This window comes from Delftia sp. Lp-1 (genome assembly GCF_020523835.1).
Lineage (GTDB): Bacteria > Pseudomonadota > Gammaproteobacteria > Burkholderiales > Burkholderiaceae_C > Comamonas > Comamonas acidovorans.
Genome location: NZ_JAJALJ010000001.1, coordinates 2,094,183 through 2,115,668 on the forward strand (window position 1 = coordinate 2,094,183; position 21,486 = coordinate 2,115,668).

Consider the following 21,486-nt stretch of genomic DNA (forward strand, 5'->3'; position numbering starts at 1 on the left):
GATGGTTGGAAAGGGGGGGCTCAGAAGGCCACGTTGGCCGCACCCTTGAGGCCCAGCATGCTGCGCGCCTCGTCAGGCGTGGCGACGTCGACATTCAGGGCCTCGAGCACGGTGCGGATGCGGCGCACCTGCTCGGCGCTGGAGGTGGCCAGCTGCCCCGGGCCTATCCACAGAGAGTCTTCCAGCCCCACGCGCACATGCGAGCCCATGGCCGCCCCCATGGTGGCCAGCGGCAGCTGGTTGCGCCCGGCGCCCAGGATGGACCACTGGTAGTTGCTGCCCAGCAGGCGGTCGGCCGTGCGCCGCATGTGCATCAGGTCCTCCGGGTGGCCGCCGATGCCGCCCAGGATGCCGAACACCGACTGCACGAACACGGGCCCCTGCACCAGCCCGCGGTCCACGAAATGCGCCAGGTTGTGCAGGTGGCTGATGTCGTAGCACTCGAACTCGAATCGCGTGCCCTGGGCCTGGCCCAGCCGCAGGATGCCTTCGATATCGGCAAAGGTGTTCTTGAAGACCAGGTTGCGGCTGTTTTCCAGGTGCTCGCGCTCCCAGGCGTGTTCCAGGTCCTTGAAGCGCTCCAGCATGGGGAACAGGCCGAAGTTCATCGAGCCCATGTTCAGCGAGGCCAGCTCGGGCTGGAACTCGGTCACGGGCCGCATGCGCTCTTGCACCGTCATGTGCGGGCTGCCGCCCGTGGTGATGTTGACGATGGCATCGCTCTCGGCACGGATCGCCTTGAGAAAGGGGCGGAACAGCTCAGGGTCCTGCGAAGGGCGTCCGTCGCGGGGATCACGGGCATGCAGGTGCACGATGGCGGCGCCGGCCTCGGCGGCATCGATGGCGGCGCGCGCAATCTGCTCGGCCGTCACCGGCAGGTGGGGCGACATGCTGGGCGTGTGGATGGCGCCCGTGGGCGCGCAGGTGATGATGGCTTTGGTGCGGGTGGCCATGGAAGGTCCTTGCGAACAGTGAAAAGTCGAGAGGAGGAGGGGAGGAGAGGGTGCTCAGCTCAGCGCCTGGGTCAGGCCATCGACGGCCAGCTCCTGGCCCGTGACATGGCCGGCCAGCGGGCTGGCGGCAAACACGGCCATGTTGGCAATGTCGCGCGCCGTGGCCATGCGGCCCAGCGCGGCCTGGTGCGTGTAGCTGCGCGTGACGTCCTCCAGCGGCAGGCCGCGCGCCTGCGCCTTGGCGGCAATCACATCGCGGATGCGCGGGCCGTCCACGGCGCCCGGCAGGATGGCGTTCACCCGGATGCCGTCGGCGCCCAGCTCCAGCGCCAGCGACTTGGTCAGGCCGATCACCGCCCACTTGGACGCCGAATAGGCCGAGCGGCCCGGCATGCCCAGGTGGCCTGCCGCCGAAGACAGGTTGACGATGGCCGCCTGCCGGCCCTCGCGTGCCGATTGCCGAAGCCGGGGCACGGCCAGCCGTGTGCACAGGAAGGCGCCGGTGATGTTCACATCCAGCGTGCGCTGCCAGTCGGCCAGGTCCAGCGTCTCCACCGCGCCCGTGGGGCCGGCCACCCCGGCGTTGTTGACGAGGATGTCCAGGCCGCCCAACTCGTTGTCCACGGCCTTGAACAGGGCCTGCACCTGCAAGGCATCCGACACATCGGCAAGACGGCCGCTGGCGCCGGGCAGGGCGGCAGCCAGCGCATCCAGGCTGGCCTGGGCCACGTCACAGACCATGACGCGCGCGCCGGCCTCGGCAAAGGCGCGGCTGATTTCCAGGCCGATTCCGGCGGCGCCCGCCGTCACCAGGACGCGCTGGCCGGCCAGAAGATCGTTTTTCCACATGCGGGGACTCCTTGGGGACTCAAACAAAGTTGAAAGGGATTCGGGTTGGGTTTGGATTTTGTATATGTGATCACAGATCAAATATGGTGAATACCCTATGCGGCATGACAGCGGCGGCGCCGCGCTACCATCGCCGCCATGGCCATCAACGAACTAGTCACCCCACTCAAACGCCAGACCCTCAGCAGCGATGTCTATGCACAGCTCAGGGAATTGCTGATCACGGGCCAGATGATTCCGGGCGAGCAGATCTCGCTGCGCACCACGGCCAGCGCGCTGGGCGTCAGCGTCATGCCCGTGCGCGAGGCCGTGCACCGGCTGGTGGCCGAGCAGGCGCTGGAACTCACGCCCAACCGCGCGCTGCGCGTGCCCTTGATGACGGAAAGCGCCTTCCGCGAGATCACGCGCATCCGCGTCAACCTCGAAGGCCTGGCCACGGAGCAGGCGGCCCGGCAACTGCCGGCCGCCGAGCTGGAACGCATCGCCGCACTGCAGGACCGCTTTGCGGCCGAGATGGCCAGCGCCTCGCCGGACGGCGCGCGGCTCATCGCCTTCAACAAGGATTTCCACTTCGCCGTCTACAGCGCGGCCGGCATGCCCATGCTGCTGCAGATGATCGAGGCGCTGTGGCTGCGCATAGGCCCCATCCTCAACCACGACATGCGCTCGGGCTCGCGCCGCGTGAGCGAACAGGTGGCGGTCGGCCACCATGCGCGCCTGGTCGAGGCGCTGCGGCGCGGCGATGCGCCAGCCGCCAAGGAGGCGCTGCGCGGCGACATCGAAAGCGCGGCCGACTACATCGTTTCGGCGGGCGTGCTGGTGACGGCGGACGGTGCCGCGGGCGGTGGGGATGACGGCGCGCCGGAAGTCCTGCGCCGCTAGAATCGCCGCCCCATGCACAACGCCCACGACCCCAAGGTTCTTCCCATACGCGACGGCGTCAGCCCCAGCTGCGTGGTGCTGCCCAGCCAGGGCGGCGGGTTGCTGATCGATTTTCTGGCCGAGCGCCTGCCGGCCGTGGCGCGCGAAGACTGGCTGCGGCGCCTGGCGCTGCGCGAGGTGGTGGACGAGCATGGCCGCGCCGCCGATGCAGGCACGGCCTTTGCGCCGGGCCTGCGCTACTACTACTACCGCGAGCTGCAGGCCGAGCCGCCCATCCCCTTCGAGGCCGAGGTCATCCACCGCGACGCGCATCTGCTGGTGGCCGACAAGCCGCATTTCCTGCCCGTGGTGCCGGCCGGCAGGTACCTGCAGCAGACGCTGCTGGTGCGGCTCAAGCGCGAGTTCGACCTGCCCGAGCTGTCGCCCATCCACCGCATCGACCGCGACACGGCGGGGCTGGTGGTGTTTTCGGTGCAGCGCGCCACGCGCGGCATCTACCAGGCGCTGTTCCGCGACCGTGCCATCCACAAGACCTACGAGGCCGTCGCGCCCTGGCGCGAAGATGTGGCCTTTCCGCGCGTGCATGAAAGCCGCATGGAGGAAAGCGGCCATTTCTTCCGCATGCACGAGGTGGCCGGCACGCCCAACACCCGCACCCACATGCAGGTGCTGGAGCAGCACGGCCCCTGGGCGCGCTACCGGCTGGAGCCCGAAAGCGGCAAGCGCCACCAGCTGCGCGTGCACATGGCCGCCCTGGGCCTGCCGCTGTGGGGCGACGGCTTCTATCCCGAAGTGCATGACATGCCCGAGGGCGACTATTCGCGTCCGCTGCAGCTGCTGGCGCGCAGCCTGGCCTTCACCGATCCTCTGGACGGCCAGTCGCGGCGCTTTGACAGCCGCCGCCAGCTGCTGCCGCTGACCGACCTGTAGAGGCTTTTCCACTGCCGGAAACCGTTGGTTTTTTGCCCATGGCCTTGCCATGGGATAGGCCGGTTGCGGACATTTAACGGACAACTTTGTCCGATAATTGTCCGCATGACTTCCAAAAGACCCAGTGCCGATATCCGCCGCGCCCAGTTGCTGGACGCGGCCGATGCCGTGTTTTCCGAGCATGGCGTGACCGCGCCGCTGGACCTGGTGGTCGAGCGCGCCGAAGTCGGCCGCGCCACGCTGTACCGGCAGTTTCCTGACCGGCGCGCGCTGATGCTGGCGCTGCTGGAGCGTTCGCTGGACACCATGCGCAGCGCGGCCGAAGCCATGGCCGAGGACGACGATGCCTTCTACAAGCTGCTGTCCCGCCTGGCCGAGCGCATTGCGGTATCCGCCCCCATCACCGATTACTGGCGCACGGTGGAGCGCGGCGACGAGGTCATCGCCCAGGCCCGCGTTGCCATGTGGCAGATCTTTCGGCCGGCCATGGACCGGGCCGTGGCCTGTGGCCATTGCCGCCAGCCGCTGACGCAGGCCGAGCTGTCCCTGGTCTTCGGCATGCTGGGCGCCTCGCTGCGCGGCGAGACGCCGCAGCAGCGGCGCACCCTGGCGCGCAAGGCGCTGCAGATCGTCTGGCAAGGCCTGAAGGCCTGACATGGCCACCACACCCACTCCACCGGGGCCCGTGCTGCCCCCGTCGCCCCCCGTCGTTTACCTCAAGCCCCCGCCGGACTGGGAAGAGCATGAAAAGCCCAGCCTGCCGGGCTCGCCGTCCATGCCGCTGCACCAGCCGGCCGTGCGCGCCGCCTATGGCCTGATCGCCGTGCTGGTGGCGCTGACGGGTGGCCTGGGCAATGCACTGTTCACGGCCAACCTGCCCACCATCCAGGGCCAGATGGGGCTGACGTCTTCCGAGGCCGCCTGGCTGACCGGCGCCTACGTCATGCTCAACATGACGGCCAACCTGCTGGTCTACAAGTTCCGCCAGCAGTTCGGCATGCGGCTGTTCGCCGAGATCGGCCTGGGCCTGTATGCGCTGCTGACGCTGCTGCACCTGGTGCTGGGCAGCTACACCAGCCTGCTCATGCTGCGCGCGGCCAGCGGCCTGGCGGGCGCCACCTGCAGCACGCTGGGCACGCTCTACATGCTGCAGGCTGCGCCGCGCAAGCATGTGCTCAAGATGCTGGTGATCGGCGTGGGGCTGGGGCAGATCGCCACGCCGCTGGCCTGGATCCTCTCGCCGGGCCTGCTGTTCAACAGCGAGTGGCACAACCTCTATCTGTTCGAGGCCGGCCTGGCCCTGATCTCGTTCGCGGGCGTGGTGGTGCTCAAGCTGCCGCCGGGCGTGCATATCCGCAGCTTCGAGCGGCTGGACTTCCTGACCTTCTTCCTCATGGTGCCCGGCGTGGGCCTGCTGATCGCCGTGCTGGTGCAGGGCTACAACCACTGGTGGCTGGACACGCCCTGGCTGGCCTGGATGCTGATCGGCTCCATCGTCCTGCTGAGCGTGGCGCTGTACATCGAGCACCACCGCCGCAACCCCATGCTGCAGACGCGCTGGTTCGTGCTGGCGCCCACGGTGCGCTTCGTGATCGGTGCGCTGCTGCTGCGCTTTCTGACCACCGAGCAGACCTATGGCGTGATCGGCATGCAGCGCATGCTGGGCATGACGGTGGACCAGATGCAGCCGCTGTTCATCGTCATCCTGCTGGGCACCATCGCGGGCATTGCCGTGTCGGCGCTGACCTTCGGGCTGGAGAACATGGGCAAGCAGATCGTGGGCTCCATCGTGCTGTTCGCGCTGGCGGCCTGGCTGGACCACAGCCGCACCAGCCTGGCCCGGCCCGAGGACTTCTTCGGCAGCCAGTTCCTCATGGCCGTGGGCGCGGGCCTGTTCATGGGGCCGCTGATGCTGATCGGCGTGGTGCAGGGCCTGAAGTTCGGCGCGCACTACATGCTGACGGCCATCGTCACCATCTCCATGACGCAGGCCATGGGCGCGCTCATGGGCTCGGCCCTGCTGAGCACCTACCAGATGCACCGCGAGCAGGTGTATTCGGCCGCCATCGTGGCCGATGTCGATCCCACCGACCCCATCGTGGCCGACCGCCTGCGCCTGCAGCAGCAAAGCCTGGCCCGCGTCATCGCCGACCCGGCCCTGCGTGCGGCCCAGGGCACGGCCCAGCTGGCGCAGGCCGCACGCCGCGAGGCCAATGTGCGCGCCTACAACGACGTGTTCGCGCTCACGGCCGGCGTGGCCGTGCTCTACCTGCTGTGGATGCTGGCCCTGGCAGGCCGCGCACGCCAGCGCGCCTTCGTGGAGCGCATGCGCGCCGCTGCCGCCGATGCCTCGGCCATGCGCGGCACCGATGCCGCCGCGCCGCAGGACGCGCCGGGCCAGCCGCCCACCCAACCCGTCGCCCGCGCCTGAAACCGTTCGCCAAGAGAAAAGACAACAACATGAGTGACTCCGAAAATTCCAATGGCGGCACGGCCGCCTCTGCCTCGCCTGCGCCGGCTCCCGCTGCGGCGCCTTCGCCTTCCCCTTCACCTTCGCCATCGCCATCGCCATCGCCATCGCCATCGCCATCGCCATCGCCCAAGCTCATCAAACCCTCGCTGCGCAGCGTGCTGGTGATGCTGGTGGTCGCACTGGCCGGCGTCCTGCTGGTGCTGCGTGCCTGGAACCTGTTCCCCTTCGCGGGCACCGTGGTCAGCACCGACAACGCCTATGTGCGCGGCGCCGTCACCGTGCTCGCGCCCCAGGTCAGCGGCTATGTGACCGAGGTGCTGGTGCAGGACTACGAGAACGTCAAGGCCGGCCAGCCCCTGGTGCGCATCGACGCCCGCACCTACGAAGCCGCCCAGGCCCAGGCGCAGGCCCAGCTGGCCAATGCCCGCGCACAGCTGGCCAATGCCGACCAGACCCAGGCGCAGAACCGCGCCACGCTGGGCGCCAGCCGCGCCGGCCTGGCGGCGGCGCAGGCCGAATCCGACCGTGCGGCTGCCGAGCTGCAGCGCGTGCAGGCGCTGTCCGAGCGCGGCTCCGTCTCGCTCAACGAGCGCGACAAGGTGCGTGCCACCGCGCGCCTGGCGGCCACCAACGTGGCCAAGGCCCAGGCCGACATCGAAATCAACGCCCAGAAGATCAAGGCGACGACGGTGAACCGCGCCTCGCTCGAAGCCCAGGTCCAGATGGCCGAGGCCCAGCTGCGCCAGGCCCAGATCAACCTGGACAACACCGTGGTGCACGCGCCCGGCGATGGCCAGGTCAGCGAGGTGGGCGTGCGCCGGGGCCAGTACGTCACGGCCGGCTCCCAGCTCATGTACGTGGTGCCGCACACGCTGTGGGTGGTGGCCAACTTCAAGGAAACCCAGACCGCCCAGGTGCGCATAGGACAAGCTGTGCGCTTCAGCGTCGATGCGCTGGGCGGCGCCCACCTCACGGGCCGCGTGCTGGAGATCGCGCCGGCCACGGGCTCGGAATTCAGCGTGCTCAAGGCCGACAACGCCACGGGCAACTTCACCAAGGTCGTGCAGCGCCTGCCGGTCAAGATTGCAATCGATCCCGACCAGGAGCTGGCCGCCAGGCTGCGCGCGGGCATGTCGGTGGTGGTGCGGCTGGATACGGCGCAGCCTGAGCCCCAACCCGCACCGCAACCCGCACGGCAACCCGCACCCCAACCGGAGGCCCGCCCATGACCGCCCGCGCACTGGCCATGGCCATCGCCTGCGCCACCGCGCTGGCCGGCTGCAGCGTGCCGCCGCTGAGCACCGCGCCTGAAGCGGCCCGGCCCGCCATGCCCGCCCAGTGGAGCGGGGCAGGGCAGGAGCCGGCCGCCGCCGTCCAGGCATCGTGGTGGCAGGCCTTTGGCGATCCGCTGCTCACGCGCTGGGTGGAGCTGGCCCAGTCCCGCAACAACGATGTGCTGCTGGCCCTGTCGCGCGTGGATGAGGCGCGGGCCAACCTGGATGTGGCAGGCGCTGCGGGCCTGCCCCAGCTCTCGGCCACGGCTGGCACCTCCACGGGCCGCAGCCTGGGCGCGCGGGGCCTGGCGCACACGCGCTCGGTTCAGCCCGGCCTGCAGGCCAGCTGGGAGCCTGATCTGTGGGGCCGCATCGCCCACCTGGAAAAGGCCGCCGTCCTGCGCCTGCAGGCCAGCGAGGCCGACCGCGACGCCGTGGCCCTGGCCGTGGCAGCCACCACGGCCCAGGCCTATGTGGGCCTGCGCTCGCTGCAATCGCAGCTGCAAGTGGCCCAGGCCACGGCCCGCTCGCGCGAACAGGCCCTGCGCCTGGCTGACGATCAGGCGCGCGTCGGCTACACCTCGCAGCTGCAGCTCACCCAGGCGCAGGCCGAGCTGCAATCCGTGCAGCAGGCCGTGGAGCAGCTGGAGCTGTCGCTGGCGCGCCAGCGCACGGCGCTCCTGCTGCTGGCCGGCGGCGAGGGTGACGAGCAGGCAGCCGCGCTCATGGCAACAACCGACGGCCAGTCCGCTGCGCTGGGCGCACCGCCGCCTGCGCCGGCCGCCGGCCTGCCTTCTGCCTTGCTGCAGCGCCGCCCCGACATTGCACGGGCCCAACTGCAACTGGCGGCCGCCGACGAAAGCCTGGCCGTGCAGCGCACCGCCTTCCTGCCCCAGGTCTCGCTGACGGCCAGCGCCGGCAGCCTGCTGGTCAATGCCCTGCAATACCACCCGGCCACGGTCTGGGCCCTGGGCGGCAGCGTGCTCGCGCCGCTGTTCACGGGCGGCCGGCTGCAAGGGCAGTTCGACGCCGCCGCCGCCCAGCGCGACCAGGCCGCCTATGCCTACCGTGGCGTGGTGATCAAGGCCCTGGCCGATGTGGAAAACGCCCTGGTCGGCACCCGGCGCCTGCAGTCGCAGTGGCAGCACGCCAGCGAACGCGAGGCGGTGCTGCAGCGCTCCCTGGGCTTTGCCAAGGACCGCTACGAGGCCGGCTACGCCAGCTACCTGGAAGAGCTGGACGCCCAGCGCAATCTCTTCCAGGCGCAGCAGGAGGTGATACGCCTGCGCCAGAGCCAGCTGGAAAACGCCATTGCGCTGTACCAGGCGCTGGGCGGGGGCTGGCAGGCCGCCACCACACCAGTCGCTGCAACCGTCACTGCACCTGTCGCCAGCCCCGCCCGCTGATCAGACCTTCTCGATGCGCGCAGGCAGGCCCTGGCGCACCGTGGCGCCGGACACCCAGTCCACCCACACGTTTTTGCAGCCGGGCCGCGTGGGATCGGCAAAGCCCAGGTCGTTGAGGTTCACGCCATTGGCATGCTCGGCGTTCACCGGCATGGGCTTGCCGTCGATGCTGTGGCGGCCCGCGCCCAGCTCGCGGTGGCCGTAGCCGTGCTCGATGGCCACGGTGCCCGGCATCACGCCGTCGCGCACCATGGCCACGGCCGTCACCGCGCCGCCCGGCGTGCGGATGCGCACCGTGTCGCCGTTGGCGATGCCCAGCCGCTCGGCGTCATCGCGGTGCAGGGACACCGGGTTGTGCGGATGCACCTGGCGCAGCCGCGAGACGGCAATCGACATGGAACTCATCAGGTTGGACTTGTAGGAGGTCAGCAGCAGCGGCCATTGCTGCTCGCCGAAATGCGTGCGCATGGCGCTGCCGTCGGCCAGCCGCGCCGGATACCAGGTGGGGCAGCCGCTGTAGCGCTCGCCCGTCATGGCGTGGCGCATGCGGGCCAGCTCCTCGCTCCACACCTGCAGGGCAGGCGCGTGGGCCTTGCGGGTGTGGCCGTCCTTCCAGGCGTCCTCGATGCGGTCGAAGCGCCCGCCGCGCGTCAGCAGCATGGCCACCTGGCGCCATTCATCGTCCTTCAGGCGCTGGCGCAGCGCGGGCACCAGCCTGTCCACGCCGGTGATGGCGATGTCGTCATCGCTGGCCGCCGGCACGGGCTTGCCGCCTGCCCAGGCCACGTTGGCCAGGGCATGGATGAAGAAGTCCTCGGCCGAGCGCAGCGCATGGGGCTGGCCCTGGGCGTCCTTGATGGCGGCCTCGCCAAAGCCGGGCAGGCCCAGCCGTTCTGCCACGGCGAAGAGAAAGCTCTCCACGTTCACGGGCTGGCCGTCGGCCGTGCGCGCCACGGCGGGCTGCACCACGGGCCAGCGCACGGTGGAGCTTTTGGCCACCACGTCGGCCCAGGGCGCCGAGATGCCCCAGCTCTCGTAGGTCACGGTATCGGGCACGATGAAATCGGCCAGCGCGCTGGTCTCGTTGATGAAGGGATCGATGGAGACGATCAGCGGCAGCTTCTTCGGGTCCTTGAGATCGTCCACCAGCGCGTTGCGAAAGCCCGCAATGCCGTAGACGGGGTTGCTCATGTGGTTGATCCAGGCCTTGGCGCGATAGGGGTAACCGGCCAGCGCGCTGGCCAGCATCTCGCTGGACAGGCCGCCCACGGCCGGGTACCACGGGGCCTGGGCGGCGGGGTAGTTCTTCGCGCCCTCGGGCTGGCCCTCGCGCTTGCGCTGGAATTCCGCGCTTTTCTCGTAGGGCTGGCGGTGGCGTGACAGCGCCAGGCCGCGCGGCTTGACCTTGCCGTCGAAGTTGGCGAAGTCGTAGCGCGGGCCCGGGCCGAAGGGGCCGAACGGGCCGGCATCCAGCACCAGGCCGCCCTGCACGTTGAGGTTGCCCACCAGGGTGTTGAGCATGCTGATGGCGTAGGCGGTGTAGAAGCCCGCGCCGCTCATGGTGCCGCCATGCGCATCGGCCACGGCGCGCTTGCCATGGCTGGTGAACTCGCGCGCCAGCGCCTCGATCTCGCCGCGCGCCACGCCGCACAGCGCCGCGTATTCGTCCAGTGTCTTGAGGCTGGCCTGCTCATGCAGCTTGGCCAGCGAGGAGCAGACCGACAGCTCGGGGGCCTGGTCCGCGCCTTCTGCCTTCAGGCCGGGCACGGCCACGCGGGCGCGCACCATCAGCTGTGCAGGCTCGGCCTGGGTGTGCGGCGCCAGGCTGCCATCGGCACGCTGCACCACGAACACATCCTGGGCCGGCTTGCCGTCTTCGGCTGGCGCGGGCAGGGCCCAGCCCAGGTCGGCGCCGCGCAGAAAGCTGCCATGGCGCGGGTGGCCGGGCTCGTTGACCAGCAGGTGCGTGGCATTGCTCCAGGACGCCTCGCCCGCGGCCTGCATGGCGGCCGGGCCGGGCTGGGCGAGAAAGCCCGTGTCATGGCGCGCCTCGTCCAGGATGACGCGGATCAGCGCCATGGCCAGGGCCAGGTCGCTGGCCGGCTTGACGGCCAGCCAGCGGTTGCCGCTGCCCGCAGCCAGGCTGGACGAGGTCGGCAGCACGGGCGAGACCACCACGTAGCGGAAACGGTTGTCCTCGCGCGAGCGGGCCTCGGCCAGTTCGCGGCCCTGGCGCTGGAAGGGGTTGCCGGACTGCGCGGGCGCCGCGCCGATGAACAGGCCGAAGCTGGCATGGCTCCAGTCCGGCTTGCCGTGCGGCATGCCGGGCAGGTCGCCCAGGGCCGCTGCCGCACCCACGCGAAAACTCTGGCCGCAGTAGGCGCCGTGGTTGCTGACGTTCACGGTGCCGAAGGACGGCCCCGCAAAACGGCGCAGCAGCTGGGCGCGGCCTTCGTTGGAGGCGTCGGTCACCAGCAACTGGTTGGAGCGCGGGCCGAACTCGGGGTTGTCGGCGTCCAGCGGCGTCCTGGTGTCCCAGATGGCGCGCAGGCCCTCGACCTGGCCTTCGCCGAACAGATCGCCGCCCTCGCAGACTTCCTGCACCAGTTGCTCGAAGGAAATGCTCTGCCAGCGGCCGCTGCCGCGCGGGCCCACGCGCTTGAGCGGGGTGAGCACGCGGTGCGGCGCACTCTGGTGCTCCAGCATGGACGAGCCGCGCGCGCAGGCCGTGGCCCGGCCCTCCAGGCCCAGCTCCTTGCCCAGTTTGGCGTAGACCTCGCGCACGGGTTCTTCCATGGCGGCCGGGCGCGTGGTGGCCAGTGGGTGGTAGGGGTTGCCTGCCACGCGCAGGATGCGGTTGCTGGCGGTATCGACACGCACGCGCACGCCGCACTGCGTCCAGCAGCCCAGGCAGCTGGAGGGGCTGACCACCTGGCCGGGCTGGGTGGCGAGCGCGCCCGTGGCCGGGTCGATGCGGAACTCGGGCGTCAGCGAATTGCCGCGCGTGGCGCTGGCCGTGGGCGTGCCCGAGGTGCCTGCAACCAGGCCCTTGGCACCGCGCGCCAGTGTTTCACCGTAGCCGGCCGCGAAGGCGGCCAGCCCACCGGCGGTGAGTCCGCCGCGCAGCAGCAGGCGGCGGCGGGCGGCCTCGGCATCCAGGGAATCTTGGGGAGCTTGGGGGAGTTTCTTCTTGTCGGTCATGAAAGGCTTTCTGTGGCGCGGCCGGCCGGTGGCGGGCCGCGCTCCGTGAATGGGTGAGGGGTCGTCAGGGCGGCGGTGTCAGAGGGCGCGGGCCGTGGCCGAACGCGCGGGAAACAGCTCCAGCGCCCAGGTGGCCAGCGTCACCAGTGCAATGCACAGGCCGGCCACGCCCAGCATGCCCAGCAGGCCGTCGCCGCCCAGCGGCATGTGGTAGATGTACAGGCCCGCGCCGTACTTGGGCACGCCTTGCACGCCCATGAACAGCGCCCAGCGGAAGGCCCAGGCCGCGGCGGCCAGGCCCAGCCCCAGGGCCAGCGTGTAGCGCGGGCAGGCCATGCGCTGCCCACCCCGCACCAGGGCCCACAGCAGGGCGGCACCGGCCACGGCCGAGCCCAGCATGCTCAGGCGCCAGACCGGAAACTGCTGCCACAGCTGCAGCGCCGCCTGGAAGGAGCGGCCCTGGCCCAGCCAGCCGGCAACGGCCCAGACCGCCACCATGGCCAGCAGGCACAGCGCCAGCGCCAGGCCCAGCACGCGCAGGGCCTGCAGGGCGCCGGCATCGGGGCGGTGGCGGGCGGGCAGAAAGCGCGCCGTCACCAGCATGCAGCCCACCGTGGCCAGCCAGCCCGTGAGTGCCAGGTTCAGCGGCACCCACAGCGTGTTCCACAGCGGGCGCGAGCGCACGGCCATCAGCTCGGCGCCGGTATAGGCGGTGATGGTCAGCGCCGACACGGCCAGCAGCGGCGCCAGCCAGCGCAGCCACTGCGGCCGGCCCAGCCACCAGGCCAGCACGAAGGCCAGCGCCAGTCCCACGAAGGCCGGCAGCAGCAGGGCGCCCACCGACATCCACGACCACGGCGTGAAGTGCGCATAGAAATGCCAAAAGCGCGCAGGCTGGTGCAGGTCGGCCAGCAGCGACACGGGTGCGGCGATGGCGCTCACGGCCAGCACCAGCACGGCGGCCGGCAGCAGGCGCGCCATGGCGCTGGCGCGCGGCGCCCAGGCGCAGGCGGCGGCCAGCAGGGCAGCGCCCGTGGCAATGCCGGCCAGGAAGAAGTACTGCACGGCCCAGGGCAGCCAGGCCGATTCGTAGGCGGGGGTCAGGAGTTCGACGATGTGCATGGGGTGCTCCTTGCGTTCAGTGGGAAGTGACCAGCCGCACGCTGGCCTGCCCGTCCACGCCGTCGACGAAGGCGTCGGGCAATCCCAGGTAGTACACATGCGGGTCCGTGCCCATGGCGGGCTTGAGCACCTTGAGGTCCTTGGCGTGCTCGCGCATGCGCTGGCGGATCTCGCTGCCCTCGTCGTTGAGGTCGCCGATCACGCGGGCGCCGCCCACGCAGCTTTCCACGCAGGCCGGCAGCAGGCCGGCTTCCAGGCGGTGCTCGCAGAAGGTGCACTTGTCGGCGGTCTGCGTCTCGTGGTTGATGAAGCGTGCGTCATAGGGGCAGGCCTGCACGCAGTAGCCGCAGCCCACGCAGCGCTCGTTGTCCACCAGCACGATGCCGTCGCTGCGCTGGAAGGTGGCCTGCACCGGGCAGACCGGCACGCAGGGCGGGTTGTCGCAGTGGTTGCACAGGCGCGGCAGGTTGAGCATGGCCGGCGGGAGGTCCTCGTTGCCCGCGTGCTGCACCTCGTACTGCAGCACCGTGGTGCGGAACTGGCCCAGCGGCGGCAGGTTCTCCATGGAGCAGCTCACCGTGCAGGCCTGGCAGCCTATGCAGCGGCGCAGATCCACCAGCATGCCGTAGCGCCTGCCGGCCTCGCCGGGACGGCGCGGCGGTTGAAAACCGGGGGTGCCGGGCGCGGCCGCCGCCACGGGCAGGGCCACGGCCGCCATGGCGGCGGCCAGCAGGTCCTGCAGGAAGCCGCGCTTGCCTGCGGCGGGCTGCGCATGGGCGGCGGTGCGGGCGGGGATGTCCTGGGAGGAGGGCTTGCAGCTGCAGTCGTTGCAGCCGCTGCCGGCGCGGGAAGTTTTTGGCATGGCCTGTCTTTCATCGTCCTGCGGCCACGGATCGTGGTCGCTCAAACTCAATAAAGCATTAAAAATATGCTTTTTATATTGAATTTAATATATGAAATTCAGGGCCTTGGCGGCTTGATGTGAGTCAAGCAATGGGCTTTCCAAGTGCCTGCTGAGTGCCTGCCGAGGGCTTGCAAAGCGCCACCAACTGCCTGCCATGGACAGGCGCCCAAGGCAGTCCATAGCGTGTGGCGCAGGGATTAAGACGGGGTTAACAGGGTGACTGCATTCCTCGGGAATGCGGGGCGCGTATCGGAAATCACCCTCTTGTTTCCGCGCGCGGCCCCGGTCTACGCTGCTTGTGTCGCCACTGCCAAGGAGTTCTCCATGAACCATGCCCTGAACAGCCTTGCTTCGGAACTGGACCTTGCCGCCGAAGCCGGCGAGCACCTGAGGCTGCAATTCACACAGGCCTGCGTGGACCGCATCGCGCACCTGCTGGAAGACCCGGACGTCATCCGCTGCGCACAAGGCCTTCGCCGCTACCTGGACGGCCAGATCGACAGGCAGGAGCTGGATCGCCTGGCCCGCGAGGCCGCCAGCCTGGCCAACCACCACCAGGGATCGCGCTCCCTCGACGGCTGCGGCCATGCCGCCGTGTCCGCCACCTATGCCACGGCCCATGGGCTGGCGGGCCGGGCGCTGCAGGCGGCCGACTATGCGGCCTACGCCATGGTCTATGGCGAGGGCGGCCACGGCGCCGTCACGGACCGTGAATCGTTCGAGCCTGAATACCAATGGCAGGCGCGCTGCCTGGCCTCGCTGGCGCAGGCCGCTCAGCAGCGCACGTAGCACCAGGCCGACTGCTGCAGCAGGGCCAGTGACTCGATGCCGCCCTGCGGCAGCACGCGCATGCCGGCAGGCGCCTCGCGGCCCAGCTTCCTGAGCGTGTTCGGGCAGACCAGCGCATGGGCCAGGGCCTCTGCATCCAGATGTTGGGGCGTGCCCGGCGCGGCGTCCAGCAGCGCCTCGACGGCCGGGCCGTTGATGACGATGCGGACCTCGGCACCGGGCCGGTCCTGGCGCAGGTTGGCCAGATTGCTGCGTGCACGGGCCAGGGCGCCGGGCGTGGGCGCATGCAGCACGATGCGCAGCGGCGGCGCATCCGGCCGGGCGGGGAACAGGTCGCTACAGTCGCTGGAGGAGGTGGAAGCGGCGGGACAACGGCTTGTGCTCATGGTCGTCCTCGTCATTTCCTGCCACGCGGCCCCATGACCTCTTCCAGCAGGCCCGGCGGCAGGCCGGTGCGTACCTGCACCAGCCCCTTGTCATCCTTCCAGACCAGGGCCGGCGTGGCACGCAGGCCCCAGGTGGACATCAGCGAGGCATGGTTGGCCAACACCTGCCGCGTGGCCTGCGGCACCGGGGCCAGCGGCGTGGCGCCCGCGCCTTCTGCGCTGGCGCGGCCGGCCTTGGCATAGGCACGTGCGTGCTCGGCCAGGGCCTGCTCTGGCTGGCGCGCGGTCAGCAAGGCGGCGGCCTTGCCCTCGCTGCTGGGCTTGAGGATGCCCACCAGAATGTGGCGCAACTGCACCTGGCCGCTCTCCACCCAGGGCCGGGCATCGTTCCACAGCTGGTTGCAATAGGGGCAGTTGGGGTCGGTGAACACATAGACCGTGCGCGGCGCGTCGGCCCGGCCGTCCGGTATGGACTGGGCGCGCTGCACATCGCTCCACAGTTGCTCGCCCATGGGCTTTTGCACGGCGGCCTGCAGGGCCTGGGCGTTCACGTCGCGGCCCTGGGCGTCGATGACCGTGCCCAGCACCCAGTGCTTGCCGTCAGGCATGCGGTAGATGGGCACGGGCTGGCGGTCGCGGTAGGTGGCCCAGGCCTTGAGTCCGCCCACGGCCGGCAGCGGTCCCACCAGGGTCAGTCCCTGCTGGGCCAGGAAATCCTCCGATGGCAGCTCGGACGCCGCAGCCGGCAGGGCCAAGGCTGTCGACAGGGCCAGGGCTCCTGCCAGTGCAGGCAGGGGGAACAGGGGGGAAGCGCTCATGAACATTCCTTCAGATGCTGGGCCAGGCTGGCGCGCGACAGCTCGCCCATGCGCATGCCGCACAGCCGGCCGTCGGCGCCATAGAAATAGGTGGAAGGCAGGCCCCGCTGGCGCCAGTGCCGGCCGGCCTGCTGCTGCGGGTCGAACAGCACCTGGGCCAGCGGCAGCGGGGCTGCTGCCTGCTCGCGCCGCAGGTAGCCCATCACGGCCTCGGCTGACTCGCCCTGGTTGATCCAGATGAAGCGCACATCGGGCCGCTGCTGCTGGGCCTGGGCCAGCACCGGCATCTCGCGCCGGCAGGGCGGGCACCAGGTGGCCCAGAGGTTGATGACCATGGGCTTGCCATCGGCCTGCTGCAACTGCTGCAGCGAGACCGGCTGCGCCTGTCCGTTGACCAGGGTGAAGGCCGGCAGGGCCGGTGCATCTGCGGACGGCAGCGCCTGCAGCAGGCTGCCCAGCACCAGCAGGGCCGCCCCCGCGCCCAGCGCCAGCCCTGTGGCGCGGCGCAGCACCGGGGAGCGGCGGCTGCGCCACAGCATGTACAGCAGCGCGGCCAGCAGGCCGGCCCACAGGTTCCATCCCCCGTCGCGGATATCGATGATGCGGCCTGCGAAGGCCGGCATCCCGCTCCAATCCCAGGGGGCCGGCGCGTACTCTGTCCACCACTGCGCGACATAGGCCAGGCGCGCCGCCAGCAGGCCGGCCAGGGTGCTTTGCCACAGCAGCGCATCCACGGCCTGGCCCGTGCGCCTTTCATTCCTGCGCGCCAGCCACTGCGCCAGCAGCCAGGCCAGCATGGCCACCACCACACCCATCGGCAGGACCAGCGGGCCCAGCGCCAGGCTGGCAGGCAGGTGCAGCCAGGCGCCCAGCGCCGATAGCGCTGACGGCCCGCCAGGCTCTGCCGCTCCGGCAAGAACAGGCGAAGGCGCCAGCAGCAGGCCAGCAAGCAAGGGCAGGAAGGACGAAAGAAGAGGGGATGACCGGAGATGCATGGAAGGGAGTTTCAGCCATGCAGGCTGACAGGTCGTGGATGCTGGCAGCGGGGAATTAACGGGGGGTTAACGAGGGTTAACGGCCTCATGGCCATCAGGCTGCGACCGGTCCATTTCGCCCAGCCAATCCCATGGCCGCAGACAGCAGCAAGGCCGCAGCGGCCAAGCCGCCAGACAGCCAGAGCGTGGCGTGCAGCCCCCAGCCATCGACCAGTTGGCCGCCCGCCCATGAGCCCAGCGCAATACCGATGTTGAAGACGCCAACGTACAGCGCCGTGGCAATTTCCACGGCGCGTGGCGCAGCCTGCATCATCCAGGTCATCAGGCCCACCGATACGCCGCCGTAGGCCAGGCCCCAGACCAGCAGCACGGCGCCACCACCGGTTGGCGAGTCGCCCACGGACAGGAACAGCACAGGCGCCAGCAGCAGGCCCAGGGCGATCGCCGCCAGACTCGGCGCCGTGCGGCGCGCCGCGATGATGCCCGCCAGGAAGTTGCCCGCAATACCCGCGATGCCGTAAGCCAGCAGCAGCGCACTCATCCATTGCGCATCGAACCCCGACACCGTCAGCAGCAGCGGGCGAACGAAGGTGAAGGACATGAAATGCCCGGCCACCAGCAGCAGCGTCAGTGCCAGCCCGGCCTGCAGCCCGCGGTTGGCCAGCTGATGGCTGAACTGGCGCAGGCTGGCCGAGCCTGTGGCAGGCAGGGCGGGGAGAACGGCCACGTGCAGCGCCAGCACCAGTGCGCTGAAGCCTGCCATGCCACCAAAGGCCCAGCGCCATCCCGCGAAATCGCCGATCAGCGCGCCCAGCGGCACGCCCAGCACCGAGGCCGCCGCCACGCCGCCAAAGATGATGGAGGTTGCCAGGCCCATCGACGCCTGGGGTACCAGCCGTGCCGCCAGCCCGCCCGCGATTGCCCAGATGCCGCCCAGGCAAAAGCCCACCAGGACGCGCGCGGCCAGCAGCCAGATCAGCGACGGCGCCAGCGCCGAGGCCAGGTTGGCCAGCACGAGCAGGGCCAGCAGTCCGCACAGGATGCGGCGCCGGTCCATGCCGCCCGCCGCCATCACCACCAGCGGCGCGAACAGCGCGGCCAGCAGCGCCGGCAGCGAGAGCATCAGGCCGGCCCTGCCCATGGAGGTGCCCAGGCTGCCAGCAATGGATGTGAGCAGGCCGACCGGCAGCATTTCCGTGGTCACCACGGAAAAGGTGGCCAGGCCCACGGCGGACACGGCCAGCCACGGGCGGCGCGCGGCGGGTTCGGGCCGCGTGGAGGAAGACGAATTCATGGTCCAGATCCCTTCAAACAGGTGGGGGGTGTTGCACCGCCGTCGCGGGACAGAGAAAATACATACGCTGCGTATGAATAGAATCCTATATACATACGTGGCGTATGTAAATAATCATGCACGCCGTATGTAAGGAGATTGGCCATGGTTCGCCGCACCCGCGCCGAGATGGAAGAAACCCGCGCCACGCTGCTGGCCACGGCCCGCAAGGCCTTTGGAGAGCAGGGCTACGCCGATGCCTCCATGGACGATCTCACCGCGCAGGTGGGCCTGACGCGGGGCGCGCTGTACCACCATTTCGGCGACAAGCAGGGCCTGCTGGCGGCCGTGGTCGAGCAGATCGATGCCGAGGTGGATGAACGCCTGAAGGCCATCACCGCCCATGCCCAGGATCCCTGGCAGGGCTTTCGCAGCCGCTGCCGGGCCTACCTGGAAATGGCGCTGGAGCCTGAAATCCAGCGCATCGTGCTGCGCGATGCGCGCGCGGCTTTGGGCGGTGCGCTGCCGCAATCGCAGCGCCACTGCATTGCGTCCATGCAGGTACTGATTGCGGACCTCATGGCGCAGGGCATCGTGGCCCGGGCCGATCCGCAGGCGCTGGCATCGCTGATCTACGGCAGCCTGGCCGAAGCGGCTTTCTGGATTGCCGAGGGCGAGGACGCCGACCTGCGGCTGGAGCGCGGCGCGGCGGCGCTGGACCTGCTGCTGGGCGGGCTGCTGGCCCGGCCCTGAGCGGGCCATCTGGCCGCATTCTTGTGCGCGTGCCTGCGAGATTCGGCATGCTGGCGCACACCTCGCTACAAATCTGCGATGCTCAGTCGCTTTTCGTTCCCGACTTGGATACAGACGGCGGGGCCTGGCGCCAGGCCCTGCGGACAACAACATGCATGTTCTCTTGGTGGAAGACAACGCCCTGGTGGCCAGCGGCGTGCGAGCCGGCCTGCAGCTGCAGGGCTTTGGCGTGGATACCGTGGCCTCGGCCGGGCAGGCGGATGCGGCCATCCGTTACTCGCATTTCGATGCCTGCGTGCTGGACCTGGGCCTGCCGGACGAGGATGGCCTCTCGCTGCTGGCGCGCTGGCGCGGCCAGGGCCTGCAGGTGCCCGTGCTGGTGCTGACGGCGCGCGATGCCGTGTCACAGCGCATCGAAGGCCTGCAGACCGGCGCCGACGATTACCTGGTCAAGCCCTTTGACCTGCACGAACTGGCGGCGCGCCTGCATGCGCTGCTGCGCCGCGCGGCCGGCCGCAGCGTGGACTGGATCGAGCTGGGCGAGGTGCGCATCAATCCCGCCGCAGGCCACATCCAGCGCCAGGGCCGCACGGTGGAGCTGTCGCGCCGCGAGTGGTCGCTGCTGCGCGCGCTGCTGCAGTCGCCGGGCCGCATTCTCAGCACCGAGCAACTGCGCGACAGCCTCTACGGCTACAGCCAGGACGTGGAGAGCAATGCCGTCAACGTGCATGTGCACCACCTGCGCCGCAAGCTGGGCCATGAACTGGTGGAGACGGTGCGCGGCGAGGGCTACCGCCTGGGCCTGCACCCATGATGCGCAGCCTGCGCGTGCGCCTGCTGGCATGTCTGTGCCTGGCGCTGTGCACGCTGTGGGGCGGGGTGGCGGCCTGGATGTTCTCCGACATGCGCAACGAACTGCGCACCGTGCTGGATGACCGGCTGATCGCCTCGGCGCGCATGGTGGCAGGCATCGTCCACCAGTTCCGGCCTGCCCGGGAGCTGCCGCAGGACTGGAGCCCCATGCTCAACGTGATCGCGCGCGACGGCGTGGCCTGCGAGGTCAGCCTGGTGCGCGGCGAGGTCCAGCCCGTGCGGCCCGAGTCGGCCTTGCCGCAGGTGCTGGCCAAGACCGAGGGCAGCCCCGTGTTCCCGCAGAGCATGCCGCTGGGCTTCTCGACCATCATCAAGGGGGGCAAGCCCTGGCGCACCTATGTGCTGGAGGACCACGGCGTGCGCATCGCCACGGCCGACCGCATCGATGTGCGCGAGGGCCTGATCCACGGCTTTGCCTACACCATCGTCCTGCCCTTCGTGCTGGCGCTGCTGGCCAGCATGGGGCTGATGTGGTGGGCCGTGACCCAGGGCCTCAGGCCGCTGGAGGCCCTGCGGCGCGAACTGGCGCGCCGCCCGCCCGGCGACGACTCGCCCGTGGCCCAGGGCCTGCAGACGCGCGAGCTGGCGCCGCTGGTGGGCACGCTCAACCAGCTGCTGCACCGCGTGCGCGCCGCCATCGACCGCGAGCGCCGCTGGAGCGACGACGCCGCCCATGAGTTGCGCACGCCGCTCACCGCCATCAAGACCCATGTGCAGGTGGCGCAGATGGCGCTGGCGGCGCCCGGCATGCCTGCCGGCCTTCTGGCCGCGCCGCCCGGCTCCATGGCCCGCGATTCGCTGGCCCAAGCGGGCGAGGGCGTGGAGCACCTGCAGCACACGCTGGAGCAATTGCTGCTGCTGGCGCGGCTGGAGCAGCATGAACCTGGCGCTGCCTCCGTGCTGGCCTGCGGCGATGCGCCAGCCGATGCGCTGCAGGCGCTGGACAAGGCCTGGCAACTGGCTGTGAATGCCGTGAGCGCCCAGACCCCAGCGCCCGCGCTGCGCACATGGCTGGACAACGGCCAGCCCGTGCAGGACTGGCCGCTGGCCATCTCCGAGCCCCTGCTGGTCTCGGCCCTGCGCAATCTGCTGGAAAACGCCCTGCGCCATGCGCCGCAGCATCCCGTGGAACTGGCCGTGCGCCCCATTGGCGCCATGCCGGGCAAGACACAGCAGCCGGGCACAGGCTATGTGGAGTTCACCGTGGCCGACCACGGCCCGGGGCTCAGCGCCGAGGAATGCGAAGAGGCCACGCGCCGCTTCTGGCGCAAGCGTCCCCAGGAGCATGGCAGCGGCCTGGGACTGCCCATCGTGCAGCGCATCGCCGAATGCGCAGGCGGCTGCCTGCTGCTGCAGCCGCGCAGCCTGTGGCGGCCCGAGGAAGGCCAGGCCAGCGGCCTGGTCGCGCGCCTGTACCTGCCGCTGGCGGACGGCCCGTGCCCGCAGGCCCCGGCCGCCGGCCCATTAACGCCGACCCATTAACGCCGGCTTAATCTCGGTTCCGTATCGTGCGGGCCTGGCTGGCCAGCCCTGCGGGCATTGCGCCTTGCGGGGCGGTGGCCGGTATCCCTATTCGATCCTGTCCGCCGCAGCCGTGCGCTCCTG

19 protein-coding genes are annotated in these 21,486 nt (G+C 70.1%); 10 read left to right on the forward strand and 9 right to left on the reverse strand.

Annotated elements, in window-relative coordinates; all coding sequences use genetic code 11:
- Positions 1–20 precede the first annotated feature (20 nt).
- Both LGR64_RS09295 and LGR64_RS09300 read right to left on the reverse strand, forming a co-directional pair.
- A complete protein-coding gene (locus LGR64_RS09295; protein ID WP_043821529.1) occupies positions 21–953 on the reverse strand; it encodes a 3-keto-5-aminohexanoate cleavage protein in 933 nt (310 codons plus the stop codon).
- Between the two features lie 54 nt (positions 954–1,007).
- Entirely contained in the window at positions 1,008–1,802 is a 795-nt protein-coding gene (locus LGR64_RS09300) for an SDR family oxidoreductase (protein WP_141831653.1), read from the reverse strand.
- Positions 1,803–1,940: 138 nt separating this feature from the next.
- Between LGR64_RS09300 and LGR64_RS09305 the strand changes: the two genes are divergently transcribed.
- The 6 genes from LGR64_RS09305 to LGR64_RS09330 all read left to right on the forward strand — a co-directional run bounded on the left by LGR64_RS09305 (position 1,941) and on the right by LGR64_RS09330 (position 8,767).
- A complete protein-coding gene (locus LGR64_RS09305; RefSeq protein WP_071956139.1) occupies positions 1,941–2,684 on the forward strand; it encodes a GntR family transcriptional regulator in 744 nt (247 codons plus the stop codon).
- Between the two features lie 12 nt (positions 2,685–2,696).
- A complete protein-coding gene (locus LGR64_RS09310; RefSeq protein WP_141831655.1) occupies positions 2,697–3,614 on the forward strand; it encodes a pseudouridine synthase in 918 nt (305 codons plus the stop codon).
- A 105-nt stretch (positions 3,615–3,719) separates the two neighbouring features.
- The gene (locus LGR64_RS09315; protein WP_230355303.1) at positions 3,720–4,268 is read left to right on the forward strand and encodes a TetR/AcrR family transcriptional regulator; all 549 of its coding nucleotides are present in this window, start codon (positions 3,720–3,722) and stop codon (positions 4,266–4,268) included.
- A 1-nt stretch (position 4,269) separates the two neighbouring features.
- Positions 4,270–6,045: an MFS transporter gene (locus LGR64_RS09320; RefSeq protein ID WP_012206052.1), complete on the forward strand. Its 1,776-nt coding sequence runs from the start codon at positions 4,270–4,272 to the stop codon at positions 6,043–6,045.
- A gap of 29 nt (positions 6,046–6,074) precedes the next feature.
- Positions 6,075–7,316, forward strand: a complete 1,242-nt coding sequence (locus LGR64_RS09325) for an HlyD family secretion protein (protein WP_230355304.1) — start codon at positions 6,075–6,077, stop codon at positions 7,314–7,316.
- Entirely contained in the window at positions 7,313–8,767 is a 1,455-nt protein-coding gene (locus tag LGR64_RS09330) for an efflux transporter outer membrane subunit (protein WP_230355305.1), read from the forward strand. Before LGR64_RS09325 ends, LGR64_RS09330 begins: the two co-directional genes overlap by 4 nt.
- Here LGR64_RS09330 and LGR64_RS09335 read toward each other — a convergent pair whose 3' ends face one another.
- The 3 genes from LGR64_RS09335 to dsrO all read right to left on the reverse strand — a co-directional run bounded on the left by LGR64_RS09335 (position 8,768) and on the right by dsrO (position 13,952).
- The gene (locus LGR64_RS09335) at positions 8,768–11,968 is read right to left on the reverse strand and encodes a tetrathionate reductase subunit A (protein WP_230355306.1); all 3,201 of its coding nucleotides are present in this window, start codon (positions 11,966–11,968) and stop codon (positions 8,768–8,770) included.
- 78 nt (positions 11,969–12,046) lie between these two features.
- A complete protein-coding gene (nrfD, locus tag LGR64_RS09340; protein ID WP_230355307.1) occupies positions 12,047–13,090 on the reverse strand; it encodes an NrfD/PsrC family molybdoenzyme membrane anchor subunit in 1,044 nt (347 codons plus the stop codon).
- 16 nt (positions 13,091–13,106) lie between these two features.
- A complete protein-coding gene (gene dsrO, locus LGR64_RS09345; protein ID WP_012206047.1) occupies positions 13,107–13,952 on the reverse strand; it encodes a sulfate reduction electron transfer complex DsrMKJOP subunit DsrO in 846 nt (281 codons plus the stop codon).
- A 366-nt stretch (positions 13,953–14,318) separates the two neighbouring features.
- Here dsrO and LGR64_RS09350 point away from each other — a divergent pair, with 366 nt between their 5' ends.
- Entirely contained in the window at positions 14,319–14,783 is a 465-nt protein-coding gene (locus LGR64_RS09350) for a hypothetical protein (RefSeq protein WP_012206046.1), read from the forward strand.
- On the opposite strand, the gene LGR64_RS09355 is transcribed toward LGR64_RS09350, so the two are convergent.
- The 4 genes from LGR64_RS09355 to LGR64_RS09370 form a co-directional block, all read right to left on the reverse strand.
- A complete protein-coding gene (locus LGR64_RS09355) occupies positions 14,768–15,169 on the reverse strand; it encodes a DsrE family protein (protein ID WP_141831665.1) in 402 nt (133 codons plus the stop codon). The two genes, LGR64_RS09350 and LGR64_RS09355, sit on opposite strands and share 16 nt — an antisense overlap.
- Positions 15,170–15,180: 11 nt before the next feature.
- Positions 15,181–15,987 carry a thiol:disulfide interchange protein DsbG gene (gene dsbG / locus LGR64_RS09360; RefSeq protein WP_230355308.1) on the reverse strand — a complete coding sequence of 269 codons (807 nt, stop codon included), beginning with the start codon at positions 15,985–15,987 and terminating at the stop codon, positions 15,181–15,183.
- Positions 15,984–16,940: a TlpA family protein disulfide reductase gene (locus tag LGR64_RS09365; protein WP_230355309.1), complete on the reverse strand. Its 957-nt coding sequence runs from the start codon at positions 16,938–16,940 to the stop codon at positions 15,984–15,986. The genes dsbG and LGR64_RS09365 overlap by 4 nt, the downstream gene beginning before the upstream one ends.
- Positions 16,941–17,076: 136 nt before the next feature.
- The gene (locus tag LGR64_RS09370) at positions 17,077–18,276 is read right to left on the reverse strand and encodes an MFS transporter (RefSeq protein WP_230355310.1); all 1,200 of its coding nucleotides are present in this window, start codon (positions 18,274–18,276) and stop codon (positions 17,077–17,079) included.
- Positions 18,277–18,420: 144 nt separating this feature from the next.
- Here LGR64_RS09370 and LGR64_RS09375 point away from each other — a divergent pair, with 144 nt between their 5' ends.
- From LGR64_RS09375 to LGR64_RS09385, 3 genes are all read left to right on the forward strand, one after another.
- Complete coding sequence (locus LGR64_RS09375; protein ID WP_216294317.1) at positions 18,421–19,008, forward strand: TetR/AcrR family transcriptional regulator; 588 nt, start codon at positions 18,421–18,423, stop codon at positions 19,006–19,008.
- A gap of 151 nt (positions 19,009–19,159) precedes the next feature.
- The gene (locus tag LGR64_RS09380; RefSeq protein WP_230355311.1) at positions 19,160–19,822 is read left to right on the forward strand and encodes a response regulator; all 663 of its coding nucleotides are present in this window, start codon (positions 19,160–19,162) and stop codon (positions 19,820–19,822) included.
- The gene (locus LGR64_RS09385; RefSeq protein ID WP_230355312.1) at positions 19,819–21,363 is read left to right on the forward strand and encodes an ATP-binding protein; all 1,545 of its coding nucleotides are present in this window, start codon (positions 19,819–19,821) and stop codon (positions 21,361–21,363) included. Before LGR64_RS09380 ends, LGR64_RS09385 begins: the two co-directional genes overlap by 4 nt.
- The last annotated feature ends 123 nt before the right edge of the window (positions 21,364–21,486 follow it).